Origin of the sequence: Bacillus stratosphericus (genome assembly GCF_020524495.1) — a bacterium.
GTDB lineage: Bacteria > Bacillota > Bacilli > Bacillales > Bacillaceae > Bacillus > Bacillus stratosphericus_B.
Window position 1 is genome coordinate 43,390 of sequence record NZ_JAIVLB010000015.1, and the last position, 25,929, is coordinate 69,318.

At 38.4% G+C, this 25,929-nt stretch carries 23 protein-coding genes and 2 pseudogenes; 12 read left to right on the plus strand and 13 right to left on the minus strand.

From position 1 onward, the window contains the following. Positions 1-48: 48 nt before the first annotated feature. Complete coding sequence (gene tagU, locus LC033_RS07925) at positions 49-969, plus strand: polyisoprenyl-teichoic acid--peptidoglycan teichoic acid transferase TagU (protein WP_226567730.1); 921 nt, start codon at positions 49-51, stop codon at positions 967-969. Positions 970-1,049: 80 nt separating this feature from the next. On the opposite strand, the gene wecB is transcribed toward tagU, so the two are convergent. Beyond that, on the minus strand, positions 1,050-2,189 hold the full coding sequence (gene wecB, locus LC033_RS07930; protein WP_226567731.1) for a non-hydrolyzing UDP-N-acetylglucosamine 2-epimerase: 1,140 nt from the start codon (positions 2,187-2,189) through the stop codon (positions 1,050-1,052). Between the two features lie 274 nt (positions 2,190-2,463). Between wecB and galU the strand changes: the two genes are divergently transcribed. Further along, positions 2,464-3,345: a UTP--glucose-1-phosphate uridylyltransferase GalU gene (galU, locus tag LC033_RS07935; RefSeq protein ID WP_226567732.1), complete on the plus strand. Its 882-nt coding sequence runs from the start codon at positions 2,464-2,466 to the stop codon at positions 3,343-3,345. 53 nt (positions 3,346-3,398) lie between these two features. Here galU and LC033_RS07940 read toward each other — a convergent pair whose 3' ends face one another. From LC033_RS07940 to tagD, 6 genes are all read right to left on the minus strand, one after another. Then, a complete protein-coding gene (locus LC033_RS07940; RefSeq protein ID WP_312887862.1) occupies positions 3,399-3,536 on the minus strand; it encodes an IS3 family transposase in 138 nt (45 codons plus the stop codon). A gap of 284 nt (positions 3,537-3,820) precedes the next feature. After that, the gene (gene tagH / locus LC033_RS07945; protein WP_226567733.1) at positions 3,821-5,422 is read right to left on the minus strand and encodes a teichoic acids export ABC transporter ATP-binding subunit TagH; all 1,602 of its coding nucleotides are present in this window, start codon (positions 5,420-5,422) and stop codon (positions 3,821-3,823) included. A gap of 19 nt (positions 5,423-5,441) precedes the next feature. Then, positions 5,442-6,269, minus strand: a complete 828-nt coding sequence (locus tag LC033_RS07950; protein ID WP_226567734.1) for an ABC transporter permease — start codon at positions 6,267-6,269, stop codon at positions 5,442-5,444. 142 nt (positions 6,270-6,411) lie between these two features. Then, positions 6,412-8,610: a CDP-glycerol glycerophosphotransferase family protein gene (locus LC033_RS07955; protein WP_226567735.1), complete on the minus strand. Its 2,199-nt coding sequence runs from the start codon at positions 8,608-8,610 to the stop codon at positions 6,412-6,414. Positions 8,611-8,648: 38 nt separating this feature from the next. Further along, positions 8,649-10,637: a glycosyltransferase gene (locus LC033_RS07960; RefSeq protein ID WP_226567736.1), complete on the minus strand. Its 1,989-nt coding sequence runs from the start codon at positions 10,635-10,637 to the stop codon at positions 8,649-8,651. Between the two features lie 80 nt (positions 10,638-10,717). Beyond that, positions 10,718-11,107, minus strand: a complete 390-nt coding sequence (tagD, locus tag LC033_RS07965) for a glycerol-3-phosphate cytidylyltransferase (RefSeq protein WP_008343212.1) — start codon at positions 11,105-11,107, stop codon at positions 10,718-10,720. A gap of 366 nt (positions 11,108-11,473) precedes the next feature. Here tagD and LC033_RS07970 point away from each other — a divergent pair, with 366 nt between their 5' ends. From LC033_RS07970 to LC033_RS07980, 3 genes are all read left to right on the plus strand, one after another. Further along, positions 11,474-12,244 carry a WecB/TagA/CpsF family glycosyltransferase gene (locus tag LC033_RS07970; RefSeq protein ID WP_226567737.1) on the plus strand — a complete coding sequence of 257 codons (771 nt, stop codon included), beginning with the start codon at positions 11,474-11,476 and terminating at the stop codon, positions 12,242-12,244. Positions 12,245-12,255: 11 nt separating this feature from the next. Further along, positions 12,256-13,443, plus strand: coding sequence for a CDP-glycerol glycerophosphotransferase family protein (locus LC033_RS07975; protein ID WP_226567738.1), 1,188 nt, complete (start codon positions 12,256-12,258; stop codon positions 13,441-13,443). Between the two features lie 90 nt (positions 13,444-13,533). Continuing rightward, positions 13,534-13,695, plus strand: a complete 162-nt coding sequence (locus LC033_RS07980) for a Ger(x)C family spore germination C-terminal domain-containing protein (protein WP_226567756.1) — start codon at positions 13,534-13,536, stop codon at positions 13,693-13,695. Here LC033_RS07980 and LC033_RS07985 read toward each other — a convergent pair. Both LC033_RS07985 and LC033_RS16810 read right to left on the minus strand, forming a co-directional pair. Continuing rightward, positions 13,687-15,084, minus strand: coding sequence for a bifunctional glycosyltransferase family 2 protein/class I SAM-dependent methyltransferase (locus LC033_RS07985; protein ID WP_226567739.1), 1,398 nt, complete (start codon positions 15,082-15,084; stop codon positions 13,687-13,689). The two genes, LC033_RS07980 and LC033_RS07985, sit on opposite strands and share 9 nt — an antisense overlap. Before the next feature lie 133 nt (positions 15,085-15,217). After that, positions 15,218-15,340 carry a hypothetical protein gene (locus LC033_RS16810; protein ID WP_264188683.1) on the minus strand — a complete coding sequence of 41 codons (123 nt, stop codon included), beginning with the start codon at positions 15,338-15,340 and terminating at the stop codon, positions 15,218-15,220. A 272-nt stretch (positions 15,341-15,612) separates the two neighbouring features. On the opposite strand from LC033_RS16810, the gene LC033_RS07990 reads away from it, so the two are divergent. The 3 genes and pseudogenes from LC033_RS07990 to LC033_RS08000 form a co-directional block, all read left to right on the plus strand. Further along, positions 15,613-16,578, plus strand: coding sequence for an LCP family protein (locus LC033_RS07990; RefSeq protein WP_226567740.1), 966 nt, complete (start codon positions 15,613-15,615; stop codon positions 16,576-16,578). 155 nt (positions 16,579-16,733) lie between these two features. Continuing rightward, a complete protein-coding gene (locus tag LC033_RS07995; RefSeq protein ID WP_226567741.1) occupies positions 16,734-17,603 on the plus strand; it encodes a Cof-type HAD-IIB family hydrolase in 870 nt (289 codons plus the stop codon). Between the two features lie 19 nt (positions 17,604-17,622). Continuing rightward, positions 17,623-17,818, plus strand: a pseudogene (locus tag LC033_RS08000) (transposase); the annotation flags it as partial. Between the two features lie 115 nt (positions 17,819-17,933). Here LC033_RS08000 and edmS read toward each other — a convergent pair. The 4 genes from edmS to pgsB are packed head-to-tail and all read right to left on the minus strand — an operon-like array spanning position 17,934 to position 20,926. Further along, positions 17,934-18,098: an extrachromosomal elements maintenance protein EdmS gene (gene edmS, locus LC033_RS08005; protein ID WP_226567742.1), complete on the minus strand. Its 165-nt coding sequence runs from the start codon at positions 18,096-18,098 to the stop codon at positions 17,934-17,936. After that, complete coding sequence (locus LC033_RS08010) at positions 18,095-19,261, minus strand: CapA family protein (RefSeq protein ID WP_226567743.1); 1,167 nt, start codon at positions 19,259-19,261, stop codon at positions 18,095-18,097. Before LC033_RS08010 ends, edmS begins: the two co-directional genes overlap by 4 nt. Positions 19,262-19,279: 18 nt before the next feature. After that, positions 19,280-19,729 carry a poly-gamma-glutamate biosynthesis protein PgsC gene (pgsC, locus tag LC033_RS08015; protein ID WP_226567744.1) on the minus strand — a complete coding sequence of 150 codons (450 nt, stop codon included), beginning with the start codon at positions 19,727-19,729 and terminating at the stop codon, positions 19,280-19,282. Positions 19,730-19,744: 15 nt separating this feature from the next. After that, complete coding sequence (pgsB, locus tag LC033_RS08020; RefSeq protein WP_226567745.1) at positions 19,745-20,926, minus strand: poly-gamma-glutamate synthase PgsB; 1,182 nt, start codon at positions 20,924-20,926, stop codon at positions 19,745-19,747. Between the two features lie 737 nt (positions 20,927-21,663). On the opposite strand from pgsB, the gene LC033_RS08025 reads away from it, so the two are divergent. From LC033_RS08025 to LC033_RS08040, 4 genes and pseudogenes are all read left to right on the plus strand, one after another. Continuing rightward, positions 21,664-23,145, plus strand: coding sequence for a spore germination protein (locus LC033_RS08025; protein WP_226567746.1), 1,482 nt, complete (start codon positions 21,664-21,666; stop codon positions 23,143-23,145). Further along, a complete protein-coding gene (locus LC033_RS08030; protein WP_226567747.1) occupies positions 23,135-24,232 on the plus strand; it encodes a GerAB/ArcD/ProY family transporter in 1,098 nt (365 codons plus the stop codon). The genes LC033_RS08025 and LC033_RS08030 overlap by 11 nt, the downstream gene beginning before the upstream one ends. After that, positions 24,222-25,364 (plus strand): Ger(x)C family spore germination protein, encoded by a 1,143-nt coding sequence (locus tag LC033_RS08035; RefSeq protein WP_226567748.1) that lies wholly within the window; start codon positions 24,222-24,224, stop codon positions 25,362-25,364. The genes LC033_RS08030 and LC033_RS08035 overlap by 11 nt, the downstream gene beginning before the upstream one ends. Before the next feature lie 98 nt (positions 25,365-25,462). Continuing rightward, positions 25,463-25,648 (plus strand): annotated as a pseudogene (locus LC033_RS08040) (D-ribose ABC transporter substrate-binding protein); the annotation flags it as partial. Between the last annotated feature and the right edge of the window lie 281 nt (positions 25,649-25,929).

The window sequence follows — 25,929 nt, forward strand, 5'->3', positions numbered from 1 at the left end:
TCGTAAACCTATAATCATGGAAGAATCATAGAAAAGGTGAGGGACATTATGAGAGCTGAGAGAAAAAGAAAAAAGAAAAAGGTTCTTTGGATTGTTTTATCAATTATTGGCTTATTCGTATTAGCAACTGGCGGATATGCATATCATCTTTGGAACACAGCAGCATCAACCGTCGCAGGCATTCAGGAGAATTTAAAGAAGTCGGATAAACGTGACAAAGATGTCGATTTAAGCAAAAAAGACCCGATCTCAATTTTAGTGATGGGTGTCGATGAAAGAAAGAATGACCGTGGCCGTGCAGATACATTAATATATATGACAGTCAACCCGAAAAATAAAACAACAGAAATGGTCAGTATCCCGCGTGATACCTATACAAAGATTGTCGGGAAAGGCACAATGGATAAAATCAATCACTCCTATGCTTTTGGCGGTACACAAATGGCAGCAGATACAGTAGAAGAATTGCTTGATGTACCTGTGGATTACTTTGTTAAAGTAAACATGGAAAGCTTTAAAGATATTGTCGATACGCTTGGCGGCATTACCGTAAATAGCACGTTTGCTTTCAACTATGACGGCCATTCATTTGGTACAGGTGAAATTAACCTTAACGGGGATCAAGCACTTGCCTATACAAGAATGAGAAAGCAAGATCCAAAAGGGGATTTTGGCCGCCAGCAAAGACAGCGCCAAGTCATTGAAGGCATCATTGCGAAGGGTGCCAACATTTCGTCTATTACAAAATTCGGCGATATGTTCAAAGTCGTTGAAAACAACATGAAAACAAACATGTCCTTTGACGATATGTGGACCATGATGAATGATTATCGCGATGCAAGAAAGCGTGTCAAACAGCATGAATTAAAAGGAACGGGCACACGAATCAGTAACATTTATTATTATCAGCTTGATGATAGCAGTTTAGCGAAAGTAAAGAAGGAATTGAAGGATAGTTTGGAGCAGTAAAAAAGAAGACTACATTATTGTAGGCTTCTCAAACCGTAGACAGAGGGCTAAGATGTTGTTTTAGCCCTTTGTCTTCTTTTTTATGATGTAAATGGGACTGGCTTTTCTTCACTGAATCCAAAACAATGAAGGAGCTCTTGGACGATTCGTTTCGACGCTTGTCCATCACCATATGGATTAGAAGACTTCGACATTTTGTCGTACTCTTGCTGGTTTTCTAGCAGCTCTCTTGCCATTTGGTAAATAGTGTCTTCATCTGTCCCTGCGAGCTTGAGCGTACCAGCTTTCACGCCTTCTGGACGTTCTGTTGTATCACGCAGTACAAGAACTGGTTTCCCTAAAGATGGCGCCTCCTCTTGAACACCTCCTGAATCCGTTAAAATAAAGTGTGAGGCAGCAGCAAAGTTATGGAAATCAACCACTTCAAGCGGCTCAATTAAGTGCACACGATCAAGATCACTGAATTCCGTCTGTGCCGCATCACGAACGGCAGGATTTAAGTGAACAGGATATACGACCTGAACATCTTCAAACTCTTCTACAACTCGTCTAATCGCTCTAAACATGTTTTTCATTGGTTCGCCAAGATTCTCCCTGCGGTGAGCTGTTAACAAGATCATTTTATCTGTGCCGATTTTCTCTAGAATTGGATGCTGATACTGGTCTGTGACAGTTGTTTGCAGAGCATCAATAGCGGTATTTCCTGTCACAAAAATAGTTTCTTCTTTTTTATTTTCTATTAAAAGATTCTGCTTCGCTTCATGTGTAGGCGCAAAATGAATATCAGCAATGTTTCCAGTCATTTGGCGGTTCAATTCCTCTGGGAATGGTGAATACTTATTGTGTGTTCTTAAGCCTGCCTCGACATGACCAACTGAAATTTGGTGATAAAAAGCAGCCAAACTTCCCGCAAAGGTTGTCGTTGTGTCTCCATGAACAAGCACAATATCAGGCTTCTCCTCTTTGAATAATTGATCTAATTTCAACAGTGCATTTGATGTGATTTCAGATAATGTTTGACGTTCTTTCATAATATTTAAATCGTGATCGGGCTTGATAACAAAGGCTTTCAGCACTTGATCAAGCATTTCTCTATGCTGAGCTGTTACAGTTACAACTGAATTTATTTGTGGGTGTTTATTAAGTTCAAGAACAAGTGGAGCCATTTTGATCGCTTCAGGTCTCGTACCGAAAATAGTCATTACATTTAGTTTTTTCACTTGTTTATGCCTCTTTCCTTCTCAATTATCGTATGTTGTTCATTATACAAAAGAATAGAATCGAATCCTAATCATTCTATTCGGTAATCTTTACATCGCCTTTACTCTTTTCAACATGAATATTTACACAAGTTCTTTACAAATAGGTTTTAAATCAGCTCATGCATTTTTCGTAAACCATTTGTCATTTCTATCATTTGTAAGTTACACTTTATGAAAGATGAAAAATGAAATCAAATCATTTTTTCTATATGTAAGGAAGGTGCAAAATTCATTGAAAAAAGTACGTAAAGCCATTATACCTGCTGCAGGTCTTGGGACACGTTTCCTCCCTGCAACAAAGGCCATGCCTAAAGAAATGCTACCAATCGTTGATAAACCAACCATTCAATATATCATTGAAGAAGCTGTTGAATCAGGAATTGAAGACATTATTATTGTGACTGGAAAAGGGAAAAGAGCCATCGAGGACCATTTTGATTTTGCGCCAGAACTAGAGCGCAACCTAGAGGAAAAAGGAAAGAGCGAGCTTTTAGAAAAGGTGAGAAAGTCCTCTAATATTGCTGACATTCATTACATACGTCAAAAGGAACCTAAAGGACTTGGACACGCCGTTTGGTGCGCCCGTAACTTTATCGGCGATGAACCTTTTGCTGTTTTACTAGGCGACGACATTGTTCAAGCCGAAACACCTGGCCTTCGCCAGCTAATGGATGAATATGAAAAAACACTTTCATCTGTGATCGGCGTTCAGCAGGTAGCAGACAGCGATACGCATCGCTACGGGATCATTGACCCTCTTACCCAAGAAGGACGCCGCTACCAAGTAAAAAACTTTGTTGAAAAGCCGCCGCAAGGAACAGCACCATCAAATTTAGCCATATTAGGGCGCTACATTTTCACGCCAGAGATCTTTATGTACCTTGATCAACAAGAGATTGGTGCAGGCGGAGAAATTCAACTGACAGATGCCATTCAAAAGCTAAATGACATTCAGCGCGTATTTGCCTATGATTTTGAAGGAAAACGATATGATGTCGGCGAAAAGCAAGGTTTCATCGAAACGACGCTAGAGTTTGCCCTTCAGGATGAAGAGTTGAAAAGGAAACTGATTCCATTTATGAAACAGCTTCTTGAAAAAGAAGAAGTCAAATGAAAAAAGCTACCGACATTGGTCTTACCCCTGTCAAGTAGACACATATAAAAAGCCTAAGTAGCCAGTGTGTGACGGTATTCTACCGGAGCACACTGGTTTAATGTTTTCTGGAATCGATCGTGATTATAGAATTGAATGTAATCTTCTATGCTCTTGTGAAGTGTTTTGAGATGAGAGAAAAATAATTCGATTCAAACCCTTTGATTCTTACGCCATGGATACACCAGCCATGTCAACGAATAAAGGCTCTTTAATTCATGAACAGCTTCAAACCGTGCAGTCTTCAAAATCCGTCCTCCCCGTGAAGATTTGGATAACGCTTACCTGTGCCTTTAAATAATCTCTTTCTTCTTCCACACTTTTAAAGATAGACTTAGGATTATAATGTTACAGCCGATTATGAAAATTGAGCTTTTTACACTTTCTACTTAGAGGGGATCATATCAGATAATATCACATCGTGCAGCTTTTCATTTTATTTGATTGCTGAAATGGTCAGTGTATGCTGTTCATTATCAATGACGAACAGTTTGTTTTCGCCCTTTACTGCGAATTTCGTTTGTTTCTCATTCATCCAGACATTCTGTTCTGTTAGCCCCAGTGCTGAAGGAGAAATTGGCATGATCTCACGGAACACAATCGCATTCGCCTGCTCATTTTGAATCACATAATCGGTTTTCTCAGTTGTCAGTCGCTCAATGGTTTCACCTTGTTCACTTTTGACCGAGCTCAGCGTTTGCATTCTTTGTTTAAGCACAGATTCCTCTTTCCCAAGAAAAGAAAGCAAGTACTCGTACGAACCTGCTGATGCGGGTGATAAGTAGGAATTGAACTGTTCTGGTCCAATGGATAATGGCTTCAATTTATCTGCGTTTTGAAGCGCACCAGGTTTCACAAAATACGTCTCTGTCGCTGTTTTGATTTGAACGGTTTGTTTATTTTCAGCCACAGCCTGTACCGCTTGTCCAAAAGGTAGAGAGACATCTGCCTTTTTCTCCATGGCTTGATCTTTATAAACCGTCATTGGATCTGCCGTGACAACAGCCTGCTGATCAACCTTTTTCATATCAGACGCACCCTTCTTCTCAGGGCTCGTTGACTGAGGCGCCTCTGTTTTATCTGATGAAATGACACCAAATGTCGCCAGCGTACGAAGCGGACGATCCGAAAACATAGAAAGGGCAAGCAAGATGGTCAAGACCGCTAAAATTGTCACTTGAAACGCTGGTCCCAAAAATGAACGTCGTTTCCGGTTCTCATTATAACGAGAGAACTTTTCAGTCTTTTGTACACCTTTTCGACCTTCCTTGTGTTCCAATTGATATTCTTTTTTCTCTTTTTTGGACAGCTTGTTAAACCAATCAACAAACTCTTTGTATTCTTTCACGACCTTTTTTGTATCATCAAACATCCGAAGCTCGCCATAATGCATCCAAGCGACCCGGTCACAGATTTTTTGAATTTGGCTAATGGAGTGACTGACAAAAAAGATCGTTTTTCCTTGTTCTTTAAATTCTGTGATACGATCCACACATTTTTGATAGAAGGTTTGGTCACCAACAGACAACGCTTCATCAATAATGAGGATATCTGGATCAATATGTGCTGAAATGGCAAATCCTAGACGGGACTTCATCCCGCTTGAATAGCTCTTTACAGGCTGATCGATAAAGTCGCCAATATCTGCAAACTCGACGATTTTTTCATAAAGATCGTCTATCTCCTTGTTCGTCAGCCCCATCATTAAGCACTTTAATCGAATGTTGTCTTTACCGCTTAATTGATTGTTCAGACCTGCCGCAATGGCAATTAACGAAGGCTGGCCGTCCATCTCAATTTCACCACTTGTCGGGGGAATAATTTTCGCTAGAAGGTTCGACATGGTTGATTTTCCAGACCCGTTGATCCCAACAACACCAATCGTCTCACCTTCATATACATCAAAGGACACATCACGAACAGCAAAGAAACCTTTATTATTTTTATTAGGAAAAAACAGTCCCTTGATTTTATCTGACTGCTTTTTATATAGAAAGTACTGCTTGGATACGTTTCGAAACGAAACCTTTAGTTTCATCGTATAATCTCCTTACTTTTTAAAGAAAATCGACAAATTTATCCCTAAATTTCATATGAAGCAATGAACCGACTGTTAAGAGAAGAAGGGTAATCATCCAAAAATAAAGCGTATATTTCACATCATGAAAGAACCAATCTCCCTTTAACAGGCTATTTCTGAAACCATCAATAATGTAGAAAAGAGGATTCAGTCTTAAAATATCTCCAATCCACGCCTTGTCTCCAGTAAGCTTCTCTGAGATATTCCAAAAAATCGGTAGCAAAAAGAAAAGTAAGCGTGTCACTGATTGTAAAAGAAATTGATAGTCTCTCACGAGTACGCTAATGGTTGAATTAAACAAACTAAACGAAAACATAAACGCGATCATACAAATAAGATAGTATATATATTGTAGCCAATGCGCATCGGGATAAATGCCATAGGAAATCAGCACAATCAGATAGACACCCATCATGACAAAATAGCTGAACAAGTTGGACATAATCACCACAGATGGCAGCGCACTAATCGGAAAATTCATTTTCGATACCATATTAATGCGTTTAAACACACTGTTTGATCCATCAAGAATCGTTGGACTAATGAAGAACCATGGTATTAATCCTGCAAGCATCCAGATGATAAACGGAACCTCCATGTCTCCAATAACAATTGGCTGTCCCCCGCGAATTCCCAGACCAAAAACAAACCAGTAAGCCAGCATCTGCATTAATGGATTTAAAAACTGCCACAAAACACCCAAATAATTCATCTGATATTTTGATTTTGTTTCATAAACAGCAAGTCGCATAATCAGCGAAAATGAGCTGATTTGCTCCTTCAATATTGTCAACATTGCGTTCATTGTTATCTTCCTTAGAAAAAATTTTGAGTACCATTAAAATTAAAAGCACCGCTCATAATTGTAACAGATGTTGAGGAATATTTCACTTTATATCATGTTAAAAGGCTTACAAGCTAAGCTGCAAGCCTTTATTGTGATTTATTTAACTTTCAAACACAACTTCAACCACTTGCTTCGATGACTCACCGCTCTCTAAGTAGCAGAATTTATCATAAAACGGAGCGAATGACGCTGGTAATGTAAAGGTTGGTTGTTCTGTTTCTCGAACCCAGTCAATGACACTTGCTGTTTCTTTCACAAGCGGGCCAGGTGCTTCTTGTTCAAAGTCAAAGTAGAAGCCTCTTAGTTTGTCACGATATGTCTCAATGTCTGGTACATAGAACAGCATCGGACGTTTGAGGTTTGCATAATCAAAGAACACAGATGAGTAGTCTGTTATGAGTAGATCAGAAATCATATAAAGGTCTCTGATGTCTTCGTAATGAGAGAAGTCATAGGCAAAGCCTTCATAAGGACCCAAATCAAAGTTCTCAGCTACTAGATAGTGCATACGTAGGATAATGATATATTCTTCCCCTATAGATGCTCTTAGTTCATGCAGGTCAAGGTCTAAATCAAATTTGTACTGGCCTTTTTTGTAAAATTGGTCATCTCTCCATGTTGGTGCATATAAGATCAATTTTTTATCAAGCGGCAGATTCATTTTTTTCTTGAGTGCTCTCATCGTTTCTTCATTGTTTTGATTGTGAAGGAAATCATTTCTTGGATATCCTGATTCAATCATCGTCTTTTGGAATTGGAAGGCACGCATAAAGATCTCCGTCGAGTATGCATTAGGAGAAATGAGATAATCCCAATTCGATGCTTCTTTCGTGAAATTCTTTTTGTATTTTTTCGTGTTCGTTCCAGGCATATGCACTTCGTCCATGTCCATCGCAAGTCGTTTTAACGGTGTACCATGCCATGTCTGTAAGTATGTTGTATGATCAGGCTTTGGTACCCAAAGTGGGAGACGGCTGTTTACGACCCAATATTCCGCTCTGGCCATGGCAAAAATCCATTTGAATGACAAACGATTAATATAATAGATGCCCTTTTCTTTAAATGGTACTTCATGACCTTTTTTAACGCTCCAGATCAACGTATATTCAGGGTGATGTTCTTTCATATACTCATAAATAGCACGTGGGTTACAACTGAATTGTTTCCCATTAAAGCTTTCAAAAACAACGGTTTTCTTTTTTACTGACAATTTACTTGCTAGCTTAAAGGTCGTTTGGAAGGTTCGCGTCACAAGACGGTTACGGACTTTTTTGATTTTGCCGATTTGCTTTTTGAATTTCTTCCACTTGCTTTTGACATAGTACTTCGCACGGGTTTTGATTGTGTAATCATTAATTCGGATACCCAGTGTTTGTCGCTTTTTCTTTCGGTACACTTCATATCGAACCGGGATATCGTTCTTTTTTTGTATTTGGACAAAACCTTTTAATTTATTAAATCGATCTCCAAGCACAAGAGATGGTGTTGTTAAAGTCTCTTCGATCCCATTTGCTTCGCAAATAAATTCCAAATAAAAATCATAAACGTACCGCTCTTTTAAAGAGAAAGCCAACTCGTCTAATGAAAATGTTGATTCAAATAGATATAATTCAGGTATTGGTTGATGTCCCTCTATTTCCATATCTTTCTTTCGAATCGAAACGGGAAAACGATATTCATGGATCGGTTCTTTATTCTGCCTGATAAGTAATTGAATATTTTTAATCCTATAGGGCTTTTCTGCACTTAAAACACCTGTATATCCAGACAAAAGAAGGTCCCGATTGTCTAAAAGGCTAATATTCTTAAATCGCACAATTTTCATTTCACGTTTTACTTTAATGGACAAGTTTCCTTTGTCGGTGCAATATGGAGCAATAATCAACATACTCTGATCATTCACTATAAATGTGATTTCCGGCATAGCGACATTTACTTTTAGTCGTTTCATGTAAAAATGATGTTCTTCTAATTTAGTAGGATCTATTGTGAAATCAGCATACTTCATTTCACCTAATTCTTGTTCATTAAAATTAGTTACATATAAATTATATCTTTGACCTTGTTCATTTGGATTTTGTAGAGACGCTTCATTCAGAGTTACTTTGTATAAATTTTCACTTGAATGATAAAGAGGAAGATATTTTTCATATTGAGAATTTCTCTCTCTGATTAATAGGAAGAACTCTTTACCTTCTAATGGAGATTGTTCCTGTATACTAATTAACATCTCAATTTCTTTGTGATGTCTTTGCATACTTTCAACCTTACAATGCCGTTGAGTAGTTTCTTCAATCATTAATTAGTATTCTCCTCTTCTAAAAATATCACACTGCATTATAATTTCCATGAATAATCCCCATTTACTGTTGCATAGGATATACGATGATTAATCTTTTCAAATTCAACTTCTTCATTCAATGAGAGTCTTTTAAAGGCTTCAATATGTTCCTCATCTCGATCGTGCATCTTCATGTAAAAATCAACATACTCTGTATCATAACACTTCAATTTTTCTTTGAGTTTTGTGTCTAGTAAATTAAACTCCACCTTATTATCAGTGATCTGAGCCGCTAATAACTCAGCACTATGACGTCTATCTATGCCTACTATTTCAGCTGTATATTTATTCAAATCTATATTTTTTTGATTCCATTCAAATAACAAAATCAATCTACTTTGATCTACTATCACATCATTAATATTGCATGTGATTTTTTCAAGTGTTTTTTTTATTTTTTCCACTTTTGGCCTATTATATACTACCTCGTTAAGTGCCTTCTCCCAATGGTAGTAATAGCTATTATGTGAATACTTCTCAGCAATTGGTCGACAATTTTTAACCATTTTTAGGTATTTCTTTTTCTCCTGAAAAAGAGTAATCATTCTATCTGCCAATTCTTGTACATCATATTGTTTCACCAAAAATCCATTAACACCATTATGTACCAAATCATTAGGACCGTAATCAAAATCATATGAAACAACAGGGCAATAATTGTAAATTGATTCTATAATAGATAAAGGCAAACCTTCTGAGTGTGACGTTGAAATGGAAAATTTTGCTGTTTGAAACTCTTTATCAGGATCTGCGGTAAACCCTTTAAGTAAAACATGATTTTCTAAATTCAAGCTACAAATCTGATGTTGCAGTTTTTCTTCTTCTTCTCCAGATCCAAATATCTCTAGACGAACATCAGGTAAATGGTCTACAACTATTCTAAATGCTTTAATTGCATCTGTTAAATTCTTCTCTTGTACTAGTCTAGATATAATCACTGCCTTTTTATGGTCAACCTCTTCTCTTAATAATTCGGGATGGAATCCTTTTTTGTGTGTGTGAGGTGTAAAATAAAAACAATGCTGTTTACCCAAGAAATCTCCAAAATCTTTTTTTTGATCTTCTGTAATAAAAAACACGCAATCAATCTTTCCCAATCCAATATGCTTACATAATTCTTCAAACCTTTTTTGGAGTTTATACTTAGTGTCCGAGTAATGACGGCTATGAATAAAAGCTGCATAATAAGAAGTTGAATCTTTCTTCACCCTAAATAAATGTTCATCCTGATGACGGCTGTCTACAAGGAAGAACTTTTTTTGATCATTACGTTTTTGTATAAACTCGATCCAATACTGACGTAAGTCTGTTTTTCTATTAAAAGATTTGATGCCGTTGTTACTATACCAATTAATATTAATTGTAGGGTTATTTTTCTTAAGGGTATTAAACATTTTTTCAAGGTATATCTCGTTGTGATTTTTCACATATTCCTCATGGTAAGGGGCTTCTTTACCCGGCAGATAGTACATAATTCTACATAAAGCGCCATCCACATTATACTCTTCACGCTTAATGATATGTCCTGCTTCGTTTAGAACATCAATATATTGTATTAACGATGGAAACTCGTCATATTTTTTTGTGCGAATTTCATTTTCTATTATATTAATATCATTTATGTTCACCACTTTTTTACCTACAGCAAATTCCTCATAAACCCTCTTATTTCCACTATTTGGAATAAGGAAGTCCTCTATCATATTAAGGATAGTTGATTTTGAGGGATCAATCATTTTTTGTCGAATAATTTGATCCAATTTAAATTTAAAATTCGGGTCAAACCTATATGTCACAAATGTTGTATTGACACCTACTTCTCCAAACATTTTCATTCTCAGTAAAAGTGACTTTGTTAATCCTCCAAAGTTAAAAGGAATTAATCCACTAATAAAGTAATATTCCATATCTGGGAGCTTTACTTCTGATAAATTGGTATAGTTTACGTTAACCTTTTTCAATTTGCTTAAGAAATTAGTAATCAACTTGAAGTCTCCTTTTTTAGTCACTAACACTAACTTAAAAAAGTACTTCTTACCATGGTAAGAAGTACAATGTTAAAATATTAAAGTCCCGCAATTTCTTCCTTGATTTGTGTTGTAGAGATCCCTTCCGTTCTCTTCAAGTAAACGACTTCACAATGCTCTTTCAAGAAGTCGAATTTACCTTCCCAGTCATCTCCCATAACAAATACATCAATGTCATGCTCTTGCACGTCACGGACTTTTTGATCCCAACTGTTTTCTGGAATGACTTCATCTACATAACGAATTGTCTCTAAAATCAGCTTTCTATGCTCATAGCTATGATAAGCCTTTTTTGACTTTTGTAAGTTAAACTCGTCTGTAGAGATGGCCACCACTAAGTAATCTCCGAGCTGTTTTGCACGCTCCAGTAACTTAATGTGCCCCCAGTGTAATAAATCAAATGTACCATAAGTAATAACTTTCTTCATTGCAAACTAAACTCCTTTCTTTCATCCTTATTTATTCTTCAAGCAGTAATGTTTATCCGTTATCCTATTATCTTCGGTCGTTTTTTCGCTCTATGGAAACTCATTATATCACAATGCCTATGAAAGGTTAAGAAAATGTAAAGACACACTATTTCCATTTTAATGGATAGGATAGTAAAAGTCCGAAAACTCAATGTTTCACGCTTTTTTTCACCATATGAATTTATGAAAATGTCACGAAATTTAAAGAATTGTAAAGTTATTGTTAATCATTCATGGAGCAACTGTGATAAAATGATGAGTAGGCTAAGAATGAATTTACAATGAATGATTATAGATAACAAGTTGAAAAAGGAGGTCTAAACAATGCAAACAGAAGTGGTGTCTAACCTTTCTTATGTAAACGGCGACTTAGATGAATTTATCAGCTATATAAACCAGCATCATATTTCTCAGAAAAGAGGCGCCATGATTGCGACGGTTAATCCCGAGATTGGCTATGCAGTCATGAAGGATGACGCTTACCATCAAGTGGTTTCATCTGCAGATTATGTATTGCCGGATGGTGTAGGCGTCGTGTTGATGTCACGCATGACACAAAGTCCGCTTAAATCAAGAATTGCAGGCTTTGATGTTTTCATGTCTATGCTTGATCTTGCAAACAAGCAGTCTAAAAGAATCTTTTTATATGGTGCAAAAAAAGAAGTGCTTGAGGCTGTCAAACAGCGGATTGATACGGAATATCCAAATGTGGTCATTGCAGGCAGCTGTGACGGCTATCAAGCCGATAAACGTTTTGTGGCAAAACAAATTGCACGCTTGAAAGCAGATATGGTGTTCGTTGCTTTAGGATATCCAAACCAGGAGAACTTCATTTATGAATACCAACATTTATTCCCGCAAGCTGTTTGCATCGGTTTAGGCGGAAGCTTTGATGTATTTAGCGGAACGGTAAAGCGTGCACCACGCTGGATGATCAAGACAAATACGGAATGGCTGTACAGACTGATTGTCAATCCGTGGAGATGGAAAAGAATGCTAAATGTTCCCAAGTACGCCTTTGCCGTTCTAAAAGAAAACAAAGAAAAAAAACGTTACTATCCTGAGCAAGTAAAGGATCAAACGAAACATCTGTGAGAGACTGACAAATGATGAATATACGCTCAATGATCATCTCATGTTATGCAGCTTTCGTTTCTTTTATTGGATGGCTAATGAGCGGCGTGAAACCGTGTGAAAATCAGGTGACGCTGCTTGTTTCATTCCAGGAGAATACAACTGCTCTCATTAATACCTATCAACAACAAGTGAATATGACGATGAAGCTGACTGTCCTCTATACGAAGCATGCTTCCGCAATAGAAAAGGACGGGCCTCTCCTGTCATCTCGCTATTTTCATGAAAAAAATCCCTTTCATCTTATTCGATGTATCTATACGATGCTGAAAAGCAAAGTCGTCGTGACGGATAATTACTTTCTCATGACAAGCGTGCTAAGAAACCGTCCTTCTACCACCTGTATTCAAGTGTGGCATGCCAATGGCGCTTTGAAAAAGTTTGGTCTTGAAGATGCTTCAAATCTTAACCGGAGTCCACGTGATATCGAACGCTTCAAGCGGGTCTATTCGTCTTTCGATTATATCGTCACGGGCTCAGATCATATGCGTGAGATGTTCAAGACATCATTTGGGATCAATGATGAACGGTTTTTACCAACAGGTGTTCCACTCACGGATGTGTACTATGATCAGTGTTCGTCTTTCTTTGAGGCGAACGATGGTCCGAAAGGTAAAAAAGTCCTACTATATGCGCCGACCTATCGAGATTTTGCTATGGATGGCCTTGTTTTGCCCTTTTCAAAAGAGCAATTGCAGACAGAGCTCAGTGGCGACTACATTATACTCGTCAAGCTTCATCCTGCGGTCAAACATCTAGCGAAAACAGAAACAGATGGTGAGTGGATATTTGATGTGTCCGATCAGCCGCTCTATCCCTTACTCTGTGCTTGTGATGTCCTGATTACGGATTATTCGTCGATTGTGTTTGAATATGCGCTGCTCCAAAAGCCTGTTTTGTTCTTCACTTATGACCTAGAGATTTATCGAAAGAAACGGGGCTTAGTCGATCATTATGAAGACATGATCCCAGGGAAGGCTTGCGTGACTCAAGACATGCTCTTGAAGGAGCTTTTACATCTAAACGAATCAGAAAATCGAGATACATTAAAAACCTTTGCTGAGGAGTGGAACCAATATTCAAAGGGCCAATCAAGTGAGCAGCTCTTATCATTTATAGAACAGCAGCTCTTACACAAAAAACGTCCTGCTTCTTATTAGGAAGCCGGACGTTTTTTATTTGTTATAAACTTGGATATCATAATAGAGCGTATAGTTAGTATTCGTGCATGAACGACCAGAGTTGATCCTATCTTTTTAAGTCGTCAGGTGCGCATCAAGTATCCTGACTTTTGGGATCAGCATCGGGACGAGTGGGACATGCTATTTCAAGAAGCTGATATTCATTATGATGTAAAAGGCGACATTTTGAACTTCGGTGCAGAAGGCGCAGCAAAAAGGCGGTTACCGTGAAGGGGTGCCTCCTTTTTTACGTGCCACAATCAGAAGCTGATATAGTGTTACTTGATCAGATAAAGCTTTTGTTTGAAAGCCAAGTGACTCTCCGACTCTCGCTACTTCGTCAAAAAACAATTGGACGGTTTGATCAATCTGTACATTAATTTGTTGTTCTATCACGCGATCAAACAAATGGTCTGGAAATAGTGCACGCATCGTTTTTGGTGTGAAGAATCTCATATGCGTTCGATCTAAAATCCCTACATCTCGATACGTAAAATCCCCTGTCATTAATGGAAGGAGCACCTCCGCATGCATCATGTTAGGCAAGCAGCAAATGATGACGCCACCTGGCTTTAAAGAATTGTGCGCTTGTGCAATGATTTGCCATGGATCTGACACATGCTCTAATACATCAGAAAATATGACTGCATCAAAAAAGGCTTCCTTCTCTGACCAAGGGTACTCATCTACTTTCACTTCTTTGACTTCTTGATAATATGCTTTTGCGATCGTCGCTTTTAGTGAATCCGGCTCTACCCCGTACATGTCAACAGGCTGCCGATTGATGAGTTCAAGCCCTGTTGCGCCTGCACCGCAGCCCACATCCAGCACACTTGCGGCCTTTCGAGGCAACAGTGCTGCAAAATATGGATGAGGGGTCATGAGATTTAAATCAATGCCCCATTTATTTAAAAACCGAAGCCTGTTCTCTGCAAAAAATGTAGAGATATTCGTTTCTTGATGCGCATGGAAGGTTGCATGACCGTGATGATGGACAAATGAATCATGGACGATTTGCAACTGATATCCCTTCAGCAACGAACGTAAACAAAGATCATCATCCTCAAATGACCCATACACAAACCGCTCATCAAATAACCCGACATCCTCAATCAGCTCTCTTTTCACTAGCAGACAAAAACCAACAAGTCTGTGCACATACGTCCTCTGACCTTTTCTCGCAGCTGTATATTCCTTAGCAAAGGCAGGAAGGTCCTTCACATCTGTATACGACGGCTGGACCATTTGAGGACCACTCACATAATTGGAGACAGGTCCCACCATTCCAATACGTTCTGATGCAAATAATGCCTCTCTTAATGGAGAAAGCCAGTTTTCAGTGACCATCGTGTCATTATTTAAAAAGAGAATACTGTCTCCTGTCGCTTTTTTCACTCCTTGATTACAGCCCTTTGCAAAGCCTTGATTTACTTCGTTTTCAATAAAAATGATATCTTCTAGCTCTCGCACATATGCCTTTGTTCCGTCTGTTGAGGCATTATCTACGATGATGAGTTCATATTGGTCACATCGGGTATGCTGCTTGAGGCTGTCGATACATTTTTTGGTTAAATGCAGTTCGTTGTACGTCAGCATAACAATACTTGTTTTTCCTTTCATCTCATTTCCACCTTTCGCCCGCCTGTTCCATATGTATGTCATATCCAGCACGTTCAGAAGATGAGAGATATCCTTTCTTCATTAAACGTTTGTTTGAAAAAGGAAAACCAGCTACATACGGCAGCTGTCCTTTTTATACCGTTTCTCCTTCATCATTTACGACAGTACGGCTTCTCTTTTTTAAATCTTCTTCAATTCTTTCAAGACTTTTTCCTTTTGTTTCGTTCACTAAATATTTCACAATGAAGAAGGCCACTATGCCGATCCATTTGCTTTTTCGTCATTATAACCCCACTATAGTCTGTGTTTACTGGATATTTCTCTATGAAAAATCATTTTCCTCACTTCCTTTCTTTTCAAACATTTCAATGTTTTATGACAAATATATTTCATTTTCGTTTCATTGAAACTTTTTACGACAAGGAAACGTCAATTAAGCGTTGATAAAAGAAATGTTGCACTATATACCGTTTTAAGGTATATAAGGATACCTTTACTATAAAAATCATATGCGAGGGGCTAAAAAATATGGATCAATCACGAAACAGACACAAAGGGAAAAACCGTTTAAAACCATGGGTGAAAGTCACTCTTTTTCTATTTGGTATTCTTTTACTGGCAACCGCTTCTGTCACAGGCTATGCCTACTATAAGTTGACAACTGCTGCGAAAAAAGCACAAGTATCTCTAGAGCGAGGCGCACAATCTGTCAAACGAATCGAAGCATTCGATCCTGGAAAAGACAGCTTCTCTGTCTTGCTGCTTGGAATCGACAGCAGACCCGGTGAAACCGTTGAACAGGCACGAAGCGATGCAAATGTCTTGGTGACGGTGAATCGCACAAATAAAACCATTAAATTTTTAAGCATTCCAAGGGACTCATATGTGGATATTCCAGATCATGGTTATGACAAAATTGCACACGCACACGCATTTGGCGCGGCAGATTTAACGGTGAGTACAGTTGAGAATTTACTAGATATTCCTGTAGATTTTGTCATTGAAAGTAATTTCAAAGCATTTAAGGAGGTCGTGAATGAATTAAACGGTGTGTCTATTAACATTAAGGATGAATATCTTGTCAAACAGATTGAAAAAGATACAAAAGGTAAAATTGTGCTTCAAACAGGAACTCATACGCTAGATGGTGATCAAGCTCTCGCATATGTGAGAACGCGAAAAGCAGATAATGACTTAATGCGGGGACAGCGTCAAATGGAAGTATTAGAAGCCATTTTTGATAAATCAAAGTCATTAACGTCCATTCCGTCATATGACAATATCATTGACACGCTCGGTGATAATGTCTCAACCAACCTTTCAATGAAAGAATTAATCGGGCTCATACCGCTTCTGACTACATTGAAATCTGCTGATACCATTCAGCTAAAAGGATCTGACTATCAGCCAAACGACGTTTATTATTTCCAATTGGACCAAAATCAACTAAATGAAGTAAAGGCTGAATTGAAGCAGCACCTTGAATTATCATAAACAGAAGGCGTCCATTTAGGGCGCTTTTTCTCATATCATCATTGATCATTTGGACATTTTTGTTTAACCTTGATAGAGAGAGGAATCAAATATCCTCACTTTTTCATGAGAATAAAGGAAATCGCACATACTGAATGAAGGAGGATTTGACAGCTATGAAAAAAATGATTTCGATTGATTTAGACGGCACACTTTTAAATACAAAAAGTGAAATTTCTGCTCAAAACCGGCAGGCATTGATTCGTGCAAAGAAAGCTGGATATATTGTCACAATTTGTACAGGACGGGCCACTTTTGACGTGAAGGACCTTCTTGGTGATTTGGACATTCCAATTATTGCGGCAAACGGAGGTACAGTGCATACTGAGGGATATCAGCTCTTCAGCAGAATGACACTTGACCAAGAAGCTGGGAAGCGTGCGGCAAAAGTATTAATGGAACGGAATATTTACTTCGAGGTATATACTGACGATTCTCTCCTTTCCCCATTTGATGGAAAAGAGAAATTGAAAGCAGAGTTTGATGTGATTAAAAGCGCAAATCCAAATGAGGATGTAGCTGATTTATGGGAAGGAGCAATGACTCAATTTAAACAATTTGGCATCAAACCAGTAGATGACATCTGCCAGATTTTTGAGTCGAATGAGGCGACTTATAAATTACTCTGCTTTTCATTTGATATGAACAAGTTACAGAAAGCACGAGACCTTCTTGCGGAAATGCCTGAACTGTCTTTAACCTCGTCTGGAAAACATATTATTGAGGTAATACCCAAAGAGTCAGGGAAAGGACATGCTCTCAAAAAGCTTGCAGCCCATTATGGCGTAGACCGCTCCTATATTTATGCGATTGGTGACAGCCCAAATGATCTATCCATGTTTGAGGAAGCAGGTCACCGAATTGCGATGGGAAATGCAGTGGATGTTATTAAAGACAAGAGCACCTATATCACAAAAGACAATCATGAGGATGGCGTCGCCTATTTTATTGATCTGCTTTTACAAAACCAAAAGACGCTTGTCTGATAGCGCCTAGAGAAGTCCAGTGAATAAGAACATCTACGCAAAACGTAAAGAAACGATTGAACGCATTTTTGCGGATGCAAAAGAAAAGCATGGTATGCGTTGGACGAAACTTCGTGGACTGAAAAAAGTTTCAATGCAGGCGATACTTACTTTCGTTGCCATGAATCTCAAGAAAGCTAGCAAACTGGACATGGAAAGGACCATGTCCAGCGTAAGACAACTGATCGATTTTATCAAAATAAGTGAAAACCCCACCTTTACTTGAAGTAAAGGTGGGGTTTGTCTACGGTCTGAGAGTACTAAAGGCGTGCTCTTATCACCATGACTTGATTATTTACTCGCTTTCGACTGCTTTTGCTGCTCGATCTTCTGCATTTCAACAGAGATCTTTTGCTTTTCATGATCTGTGAGGCTTTCACTTAATTTAAAAGCAGACATAAAGACAAATACTAAAATTAACGCAACAAATGGCCAGATTGCTTTTAGGAATTTCATTTATTATCCTTCCCTTCGTTTTCTTTTAATGTTTGAACTTTATCTGCATGATTCACTTCAAAGAAAATGTGTCCGTCTTTTTCTTTCCACTTCGCATTGGTGCCATTGGTCAGCTGACGGATGATTGATTTGGATTCAAGAGACCCAGCCTTTACTGGAGCAGGTGTTGCTTCTTTAATATACATTGGCACCACTTCAAATGTGGCTTTTCCGTATTTATTTAGATGATACTGAACAAGCGCAGAATCACGTGTCCTTGACCAGCCTTGGTCAAAAATAAAGTTCCCCAAGCTATAGAAGATCACCGTTCCGTTGTAGATCTCCATCGGCTCCAGGACGTGCGGGTGTGCACCGATGATAATATCAGCACCAGCATTTGACATCGCCCTTGCCAATTCTCTTTGTCTGTCATTTACTCCATTGTTGTACTCCTGTCCCCAGTGAGCATGAACAACGACGATATCTGCCTTTTCAGCAGCTTGAGAAATCATCGGAATAAAGATAGATGGATCGGCTGGCAGAATACCTGCCTTGCGATTCGTTGCTCTGAAATCTTTCCCATAGACATCTGTAAAACCAATTGTAGCGATTTTCACACCGTTCACTTCTTTGTACGAAATGTTCTGCTTCGCATCTTGGAGGTTACGTCCTGCTCCTGTGTAAACCATATCAGCTTTTTCAAAGGCATTGATCGTATTGTTCAATCCTTTTTCACCATAGTCTGCCGCATGGTTATTCGCAAAGTTTAGTACAGAGAAATTCAAGTCTTTCAACGCTTGGACAGACTCTTCATCTGTTCTTAAGTGAATACTTTTTTGCACCGCCTGCTCCTTATCTGAGGCAACTGGATGCTCAAAGTTACCTGTTACATAATCTGATACATCAAAATATGGTTTCGCATAGCGAAAGAGATGCATTTTTCCATAGCGGTCTGTCACTTTCTCTACATTTCGACCAAACATAATATCGCCGACAAATGAAGCGGTCAGGATGTTTTCTGGAATCTTTTCTACAGTGGGCACTTGTGCTTTCCCTATAAATGTAAATAGAAATGTACATGCAATGACGATCGGTAAAGTAATCAGTACATGTTTATTCGTCTTTTTCTTTTGATTCTTTGTGATTTTCAGCAGTTTTTCCTGAAAGCTCAATTTTTTATTCATTATTGAACACACCTTATCTTAAAATAGATAGTAAACATACATGATGGCAAATGTTGCACCACTTAGAAGTAACGTGCTTCCTAGGGTAATTGTAAGACCTTGTTTTTGGATCGTATTCGCAATCAATCCAGGTACGATGATCCCGATTCCGCGGAACTCTGCTATTTCAAATGGAACGACTGGATAGAAGAAATCAAATATGAGCTTTAAGGAAATCCCTGTAATTAACATCGCAGCAAATTTTCTTCGTCCGTATAAAATCATAAATTTCGATAAACCAAAGCGAACGATAACATACGTAAGCAAGCTCACAGATAAGACGACTAAAATGAAGACTGGCTGGTTAAATACAAGCGCCAGATAACCTGGGACAACCAATCCAGCTGGTACAATTCCTGTTTTTTCTGCAAAGATTAAACTAAGTAGAACACCTAAAATTAACGAGATATAAAGATCTGATCCGAACATTTTCTATATTTCCTCCTAGCTGACAAGCTGCTTAATTTTGTATTCTTGAATTTTTTCGATTAAAGGTTCAGCGGCGCCATGGATATTGCCGACTCCATAAACCACTCGATTATGAAGCTTTCTCTCAAGCATGTTCATAATTTGTTCTGTAGATTGATATTCAAGGTTATGTAAGTGGTCAGCGGGAATTTTCCCTTCCTCAAATGCCTTCACAATTGGATCAGTCGTTTCACCAATTAAGACAAGGTCACTTGCTTCAATATAAGGAAGAACATCTTCCGCAAACTGGATCGTTCTATCTACACGATCCGCACGACAGTTCATGATAATAATTGGTTCATCTGTCGGATATCCAATTTCCTTCACACGCTTCCAAATGTTCAATGTAGATGCTGCGTCATTTGCCGCAAATCCATTTACAAAGTGTCCAGGTGTTTTTGCGTCCATTAATGGAAGAATTCTCATCGCTCCTGGATCAGGCGGCGCATTTAGCATTCCTCTGAATGCCGTATCTTCATCAATCCCTAATGCTTGAGCGACACCAAGTGCAAGTGAAGCATTATCTGGGAAAACCATGTACTCAAATTTCCTCAAATACTCATCGGTAATCTTGGAATTATCTGCAACAATGACCTCAGTGTTGCGTTTTTTCGCAATCTCTTTAAAGAAATCCGTATACTCACTATCCGTAATAACCAAGTGTCCATCGTAAGGAATTGTGGCTGTAAAAGCTTCTGCTATTTCATCAAGAGTTGGCCCCATCACATCCATATGATCTTCAAGAACGTTTACGATCACGCCAATATTCGCTTGAAGCAGTTCTTCCTGAAAGATAATTTGGTAATCTGGATTTACCGCCATACATTCACTGACGATGGCATTTGCTCCTCTTTCAACTGTTTCTCTCATCACTTCCTTCTGCTCTCCGATATTCGGTCCTTGCGGTTTCCTTTTAATCGGTTTCTCTTCTGGCGTATCCCAATAAATCATTCTTGCATCCGTTCCCGTTGTTTTGCCGACAGTTTTATAACCTGCCTCCATTAAAATACCGGTTGTCAATCTTGTAACGGTGGACTTTCCGCGAATACCATTAATATTAACGCGCACCGGCAGGGCATCGATATTTTTCTGATGACGCTTCTTTTCAATAAAGCCAACCCCTAACATGATGACACAGGCTATAACGATTAACCACATCGCTATCTACATCTCCTTTTTTATGAGTGTGATATGTAAATTCAATCATCAGTATATCTGTTCAGCATAAAATCACAATCGGTATTATGTAACATACTCTTTCACTTTCCCGTATGACAAAATCCTCTAATCAGAAGCCGAATTTGCCTAGCTTTCTCTCAAATGACAAGGACAAAAGGCGGACAAAATTTAGCCTAAGTTTCTGCCTCACACAAGAGAAAGCGCTATCATCAATCATTGAAAAATCTTCTGTACTTTTCTCCCTAAATTTTTTGACAATGATTAAAATGTATTTTGATCATTGTTTTAAATACACTTTCATTCTATAAAATCAGTCATATCAGTGCTTTAAATGAATAGTACGTGTTTTGGAATTTTTTCGTTTTTTGAATGAACAGGTTAGAAAGTCATCCTCAGTGATCAGAACGCTACGCGTTGACCTACGACAAAGGTCACCTCTAGGAAAATCAAGTAATCTGCTTATTTCTAGGTCACAAAAAAATGGTTTATTATGTAAAAAAATGATCATTTCGTTACATCTCATCTTTACATTTTTCCCTCCTTATGACCTAAACAATGAAACATTATTCATTTGTTTTTATCAAGATTCATCATTTCTTAACATTTTAATATGATTTAGTTGAAACTTGTCGGCTCATGTCTTCCCTAAAGGTAGCGCATAAAATTAGCTTCTCTGCTTACACTATGGTTAAAAAACCTGTGAGAGGAGGCTAAAGATGCCAAACACCAATGAGCAAACACGCTTGCACTTTTTATCAGGCAGCTTTGAGGAGAAAATTCGGATCCTGAAAAAGATATTTCAGCAAAGTGACGATTTTGAATACAGAGAGTTAATGGTGAATGGCACAAAATCAGTACTGTTTTTTATTAAAACAAGAGTGGATGAAAGTAAATTAAATGACTTCATGATCGGCAACTTGTTAGGTCCTGCAGGAAAGCAAGACTACGTAAAATCTCTTAGTACACTTGAAACCGGTGATTTGACGCTGATCACCGACAGTATTATTGCAGGAAGTATTGCCTTTCTTGATGAAAATGCCTCTCAGATCAAATTATTTGCCGTCGGGCAGCCGCCGCTGCGATCTATTTCTGAGCCTTCTTCTGAAAGCACTATTGCAGGTGCACATGATGGATTTGTTGAGAGTATAGATACCAATATCTATTTACTGCGTTCACACTTAAATGATCGAAAGCTCGCGATCCAATATCATAAGATCGGTACAAAATCGGAAACAAAACTTGCGACGATTTATATTTCTGATATCGCTAATCCAGAAAAGGTAGAAGAGGTAAACAGACGGATTACTTCTATTAAAGTAGACACGCTGCTAAGCCCTGGCTCAGTCGTAGAGGCCATTGAGGATGATTCATTCTCTATTTTTCCGCAGCTTATTGATACAGAGCGCCCTGACAAGGTGAGATCTGCAATCCTTGAAGGGAGAATTGTGGTGCTGATGGATGGTAGTCCTATGGCCATTATTCTGCCTATCACTTTCTTTAGTTTCTTTCAATCACCTGATGATTATAGTAGCCGCTGGATTCCAGCTACGTTTATTCGTTTTCTTCGTTTTTTTTCCTTTATCATCGCCATTACCTTGCCATCTCTTTATATCGCTGTTATTACCTTTCATTATGAGGTCATTCCAGATGAATTAGCGATTACGATGAAAAATTCAATTATCGGTATCCCTTTCCCTCCATTAATAGAAGCAATGCTGATGGGGGTCACCATTGAACTCATACGGGAGGCGGGGGTACGTCTGCCAAGACCCATCGGTCAGACGATTGGAATTGTAGGGGGGTTGGTCATTGGGGATGCCGTTGTACAAGCAGGTCTCATTTCCAATGTCCTTATTGTTGTCGTTGCAGTAACAGCTGTGGCTTCCTTTGTCCTCCCATCCGTTGAAATGACGTCAACCATTCGAGTGCTACGTTTCCCGCTCATGTTCATGGCATCAATGTTTGGTTTTATTGGCATTTCATTCGGACTGGCCATCGTACTCATGAATTTATGCCGCCTTGAATCACTAGGAGTGCCTTACTTATCACCAGTTGCTCCATTTAACTGGCAGGACTTAAAAGACACGATCATTCGATTACCGATGGGGATGTACAAAATGCGCCCTGTTTATTTAAATCCGCAAAAGAAAAGACAAATCGAAAATTTGAGAGGGTGGAAAAAGGAAAATGGAAAATAAAATATCTCCACCTCAAGCTGTTTTTTTCATCATTCAATCTCAAATTGGTGTTGGTATTTTAGTACTTCCCCATTTGCTCATGAAAAACATGGGTCACGATGGGTGGATGGCCATTATTCTAGCCGGATTATTCATCCAAATCATCAACACCATTTTTATTTACATCATTCATAAATATCCTGACACATCGTTTTTTCAAACGTTAATCGACGTGTTCGGAAAATGGATCGGTCGGTTCTTGATCGTACTCTATACAGTATACTTCGCCTCAGTCTGCATTGCTGTTCTATCGATTTTCACTAGAATTCTTGGAATATGGGTGCTGCCGCTTACGCCAAATTGGGTCATTAATTTATTGATGATGATATGCATTATCTACATTGCAAAGGAAAAAATCACAGCAATTGTCAGGTTTAACTTTATTTTGACTCCCTTTTTGCTCATGCTATCTCTATTGATGTGTTATGCAGTAAAAGGAACGAATATGGATTACATTATGCCTTTTTTCCAAACAAATATTTCTCAATTTCAGCTTGGGTTGAAGGACGTGGTTCTGTCCTTGAATGGATTCGAGATGATCCTCATCATCTCTCCATTTATGAAGGGCTCCATTAAGCAACGGTATAAGGTGATGACCATTTCAAATATATGCACAACCCTTTACTACTTAATTATCACATTAATTTGTTTTATGTTTTTCAGCCCAATTGAGCTTAATATCATTCCCCACCCTGTTCTTTATCTATTAAAGACCATTTCATTCGGTGTAATTGAAAGAACAGATTTAATTTTTCTCAGTTTTTGGGTGTTTAACATTCTTGCCACACTCAGCAATTATCTCTACTTTTGCGCAAATGGATTATCCAGTATTTTAAAAAAAACAGATCATAAAAAATATGTCTATTATATTGCCATTTTGATCTATGTCGCTAGCTGTTTTCTCGCAGACGATAATTTTAGAATTAAGCGCTTTAATGAGTTTACGACTTTTTCTCAATATTCAGTTATTTATACACTTCCGATCATGATGGCCATTATCATCTTGATTAAACATCGCAAAGGGAAGGTGAAATCACATGCGTCATAAGTCCATACTGACACTGCTTATATGTATTTCCCTTATATTCATGCCTGGCTGCTGGGATCAGACCTTGTTAAAAAACATCTCTCTTGTCTTAACTTCAGCTATTGACCAAGGAGAAGATGACAATGCGGAATTCTCAATTACCTACCGAAAGGTGCAGCAGTCTCAAAGCATGGAACAAGAAAATACAGGAAACTATTCAACCACTGTTCTCTCAACTGAAGCACCGACTTTAAGAAAAGCAAGAACCAACTTTAGCCGAATTGTCGACCAAAAAATTGATATGTCGAAAATGCAGGTCATGCTGATCGGCGATGAATTTGCTCAACAACGCCTTCTCCCTTACTTAGATATGTTTTACCGTGACCCCAAAAGTCCTTTACTTGCAAATCTCGCTTTGGTACAAGGTGGAAGCTGTGTGGATGTGATCAACCAGCTGCTCAAGGAAAAGCTCATTGTGAGCGACTATTTAAATAACTTAATCACCACTGCTTCACGTTCCTCACAAGTTTCACCCAAAAACATTCAAAGTGTCCGGTCTAAAATGCTCCAAACTGGAGAGGACTTAACACTGCCTTTACTTCACTTCGATCAATCGAAGCAATTAATTCGTGTAAAAGGTGTAGCCCTATTTAATAATGATAAAAAGAAAGGCGAACTGTACGGTCAAGATGCGATCCTGCTTACCGTGATGGACAACAAAATGGGGAGATATGCAAATTTCACAAAAAAAGTCGGAAGTGATATGAAATCAAAAGAGAGCAATTACATCACCATTCAAGTAACTGACTCAAAGAGAGACATCAAGATTGTCAATCCTGATCACCGAGACTTAACATTCTTTCTCAATTATGAATTCACGACATCTGTGCTAGAGTACCCGAAAGATAACCTAGATACAGATAAGAACATCCAAATGCTCAACAAAAGACTTTCAGTCATTTTGACAAAAGAAGCTGAAAAAGTCGTTGCTGCTTTGCAAGAAGCAAACTCTGATGTCCTAAGTCTTGGCAGAAAATACCGAGTAAGACATTATGATGAGTATATGAAAATGAACTGGGTCAACGATTATCCAAAGGTGAAAATTATTCCAAAAATCAAAGTGAACATTAAACAAACAGGTATTACTAGCTAAGAAAGGGAAGAAGTCATCTTTCTTTTCTTTTTATATTTTTTCAAGATTGTCAGTTCTATAATTTCGTGATAATCTATGCGTGTAAACGGTTACACAAAAACGAAGCTGATTCTTCTGCGATTTCAACAGTTGTCGAATCAGCGAATGCTTCAAATATACCTGTCATCACATTGGACCGTTCAGCAGAAAGGTGGAAGCACTTGTAGCCTCTGCAACGTCAAAGGCGGTGAAATGGCAGACTGAATTTATCATCGACAAGCTAGGCAGAGGGGCGGGTCGCTGAATGAGAAGGCGTTCCAGGAGCTTCCGCCACATGTGAACGCGGGAAAGGCTTTAGAGGCGATTCAAATCTCTGGAAAAGACATTCTCGTCGTAACAAAAAAATAAACACAGAAGGGACTGACCCCCTAAGATGAGACAAATAAAAAACACCTTCAAGTTTGAACACGGACCGTTGTGATCCGAAATAAAACATGGAGGTGTTTTTTCTATGGGGACAAGAGTGAGTTATCCAGTTGAAGTCAAACAGAAGGCTGTAGAAATGAGATTGGCAGGTGTACCTATG

Excerpts from the sequence above, each read along its gene's own strand:
- LC033_RS07955 (WP_226567735.1), bottom strand. The coding sequence starts at position 8,610 with ATGATTGAAGAAACTACTCAACGGCATTGTAAGGTTGAAAGTATGCAA.
- edmS (WP_226567742.1), bottom strand. The coding sequence starts at position 18,098 with ATGAAATTCCTAAAAGCAATCTGGCCATTTGTTGCGTTAATTTTAGTA.
- LC033_RS07995 (WP_226567741.1), top strand. The coding sequence starts at position 16,734 with ATGAAAAAAATGATTTCGATTGATTTAGACGGCACACTTTTAAATACA.
- LC033_RS07975 (WP_226567738.1), top strand. The coding sequence starts at position 12,256 with ATGATGAATATACGCTCAATGATCATCTCATGTTATGCAGCTTTCGTT.
- LC033_RS07970 (WP_226567737.1), top strand. The coding sequence starts at position 11,474 with ATGCAAACAGAAGTGGTGTCTAACCTTTCTTATGTAAACGGCGACTTA.
- LC033_RS08030 (WP_226567747.1), top strand. The coding sequence starts at position 23,135 with ATGGAAAATAAAATATCTCCACCTCAAGCTGTTTTTTTCATCATTCAA.
- LC033_RS07985 (WP_226567739.1), bottom strand. The coding sequence starts at position 15,084 with ATGAAAGGAAAAACAAGTATTGTTATGCTGACGTACAACGAACTGCAT.
- tagD (WP_008343212.1), bottom strand. The coding sequence starts at position 11,107 with ATGAAGAAAGTTATTACTTATGGTACATTTGATTTATTACACTGGGGG.
- LC033_RS08035 (WP_226567748.1), top strand. The coding sequence starts at position 24,222 with ATGCGTCATAAGTCCATACTGACACTGCTTATATGTATTTCCCTTATA.
- LC033_RS08025 (WP_226567746.1), top strand. The coding sequence starts at position 21,664 with ATGCCAAACACCAATGAGCAAACACGCTTGCACTTTTTATCAGGCAGC.
- pgsB (WP_226567745.1), bottom strand. The coding sequence starts at position 20,926 with ATGTGGTTAATCGTTATAGCCTGTGTCATCATGTTAGGGGTTGGCTTT.
- LC033_RS08010 (WP_226567743.1), bottom strand. The coding sequence starts at position 19,261 with ATGAATAAAAAATTGAGCTTTCAGGAAAAACTGCTGAAAATCACAAAG.
- LC033_RS07950 (WP_226567734.1), bottom strand. The coding sequence starts at position 6,269 with ATGAACGCAATGTTGACAATATTGAAGGAGCAAATCAGCTCATTTTCG.
- tagH (WP_226567733.1), bottom strand. The coding sequence starts at position 5,422 with ATGAAACTAAAGGTTTCGTTTCGAAACGTATCCAAGCAGTACTTTCTA.
- pgsC (WP_226567744.1), bottom strand. The coding sequence starts at position 19,729 with ATGTTCGGATCAGATCTTTATATCTCGTTAATTTTAGGTGTTCTACTT.
- LC033_RS07990 (WP_226567740.1), top strand. The coding sequence starts at position 15,613 with ATGGATCAATCACGAAACAGACACAAAGGGAAAAACCGTTTAAAACCA.
- tagU (WP_226567730.1), top strand. The coding sequence starts at position 49 with ATGAGAGCTGAGAGAAAAAGAAAAAAGAAAAAGGTTCTTTGGATTGTT.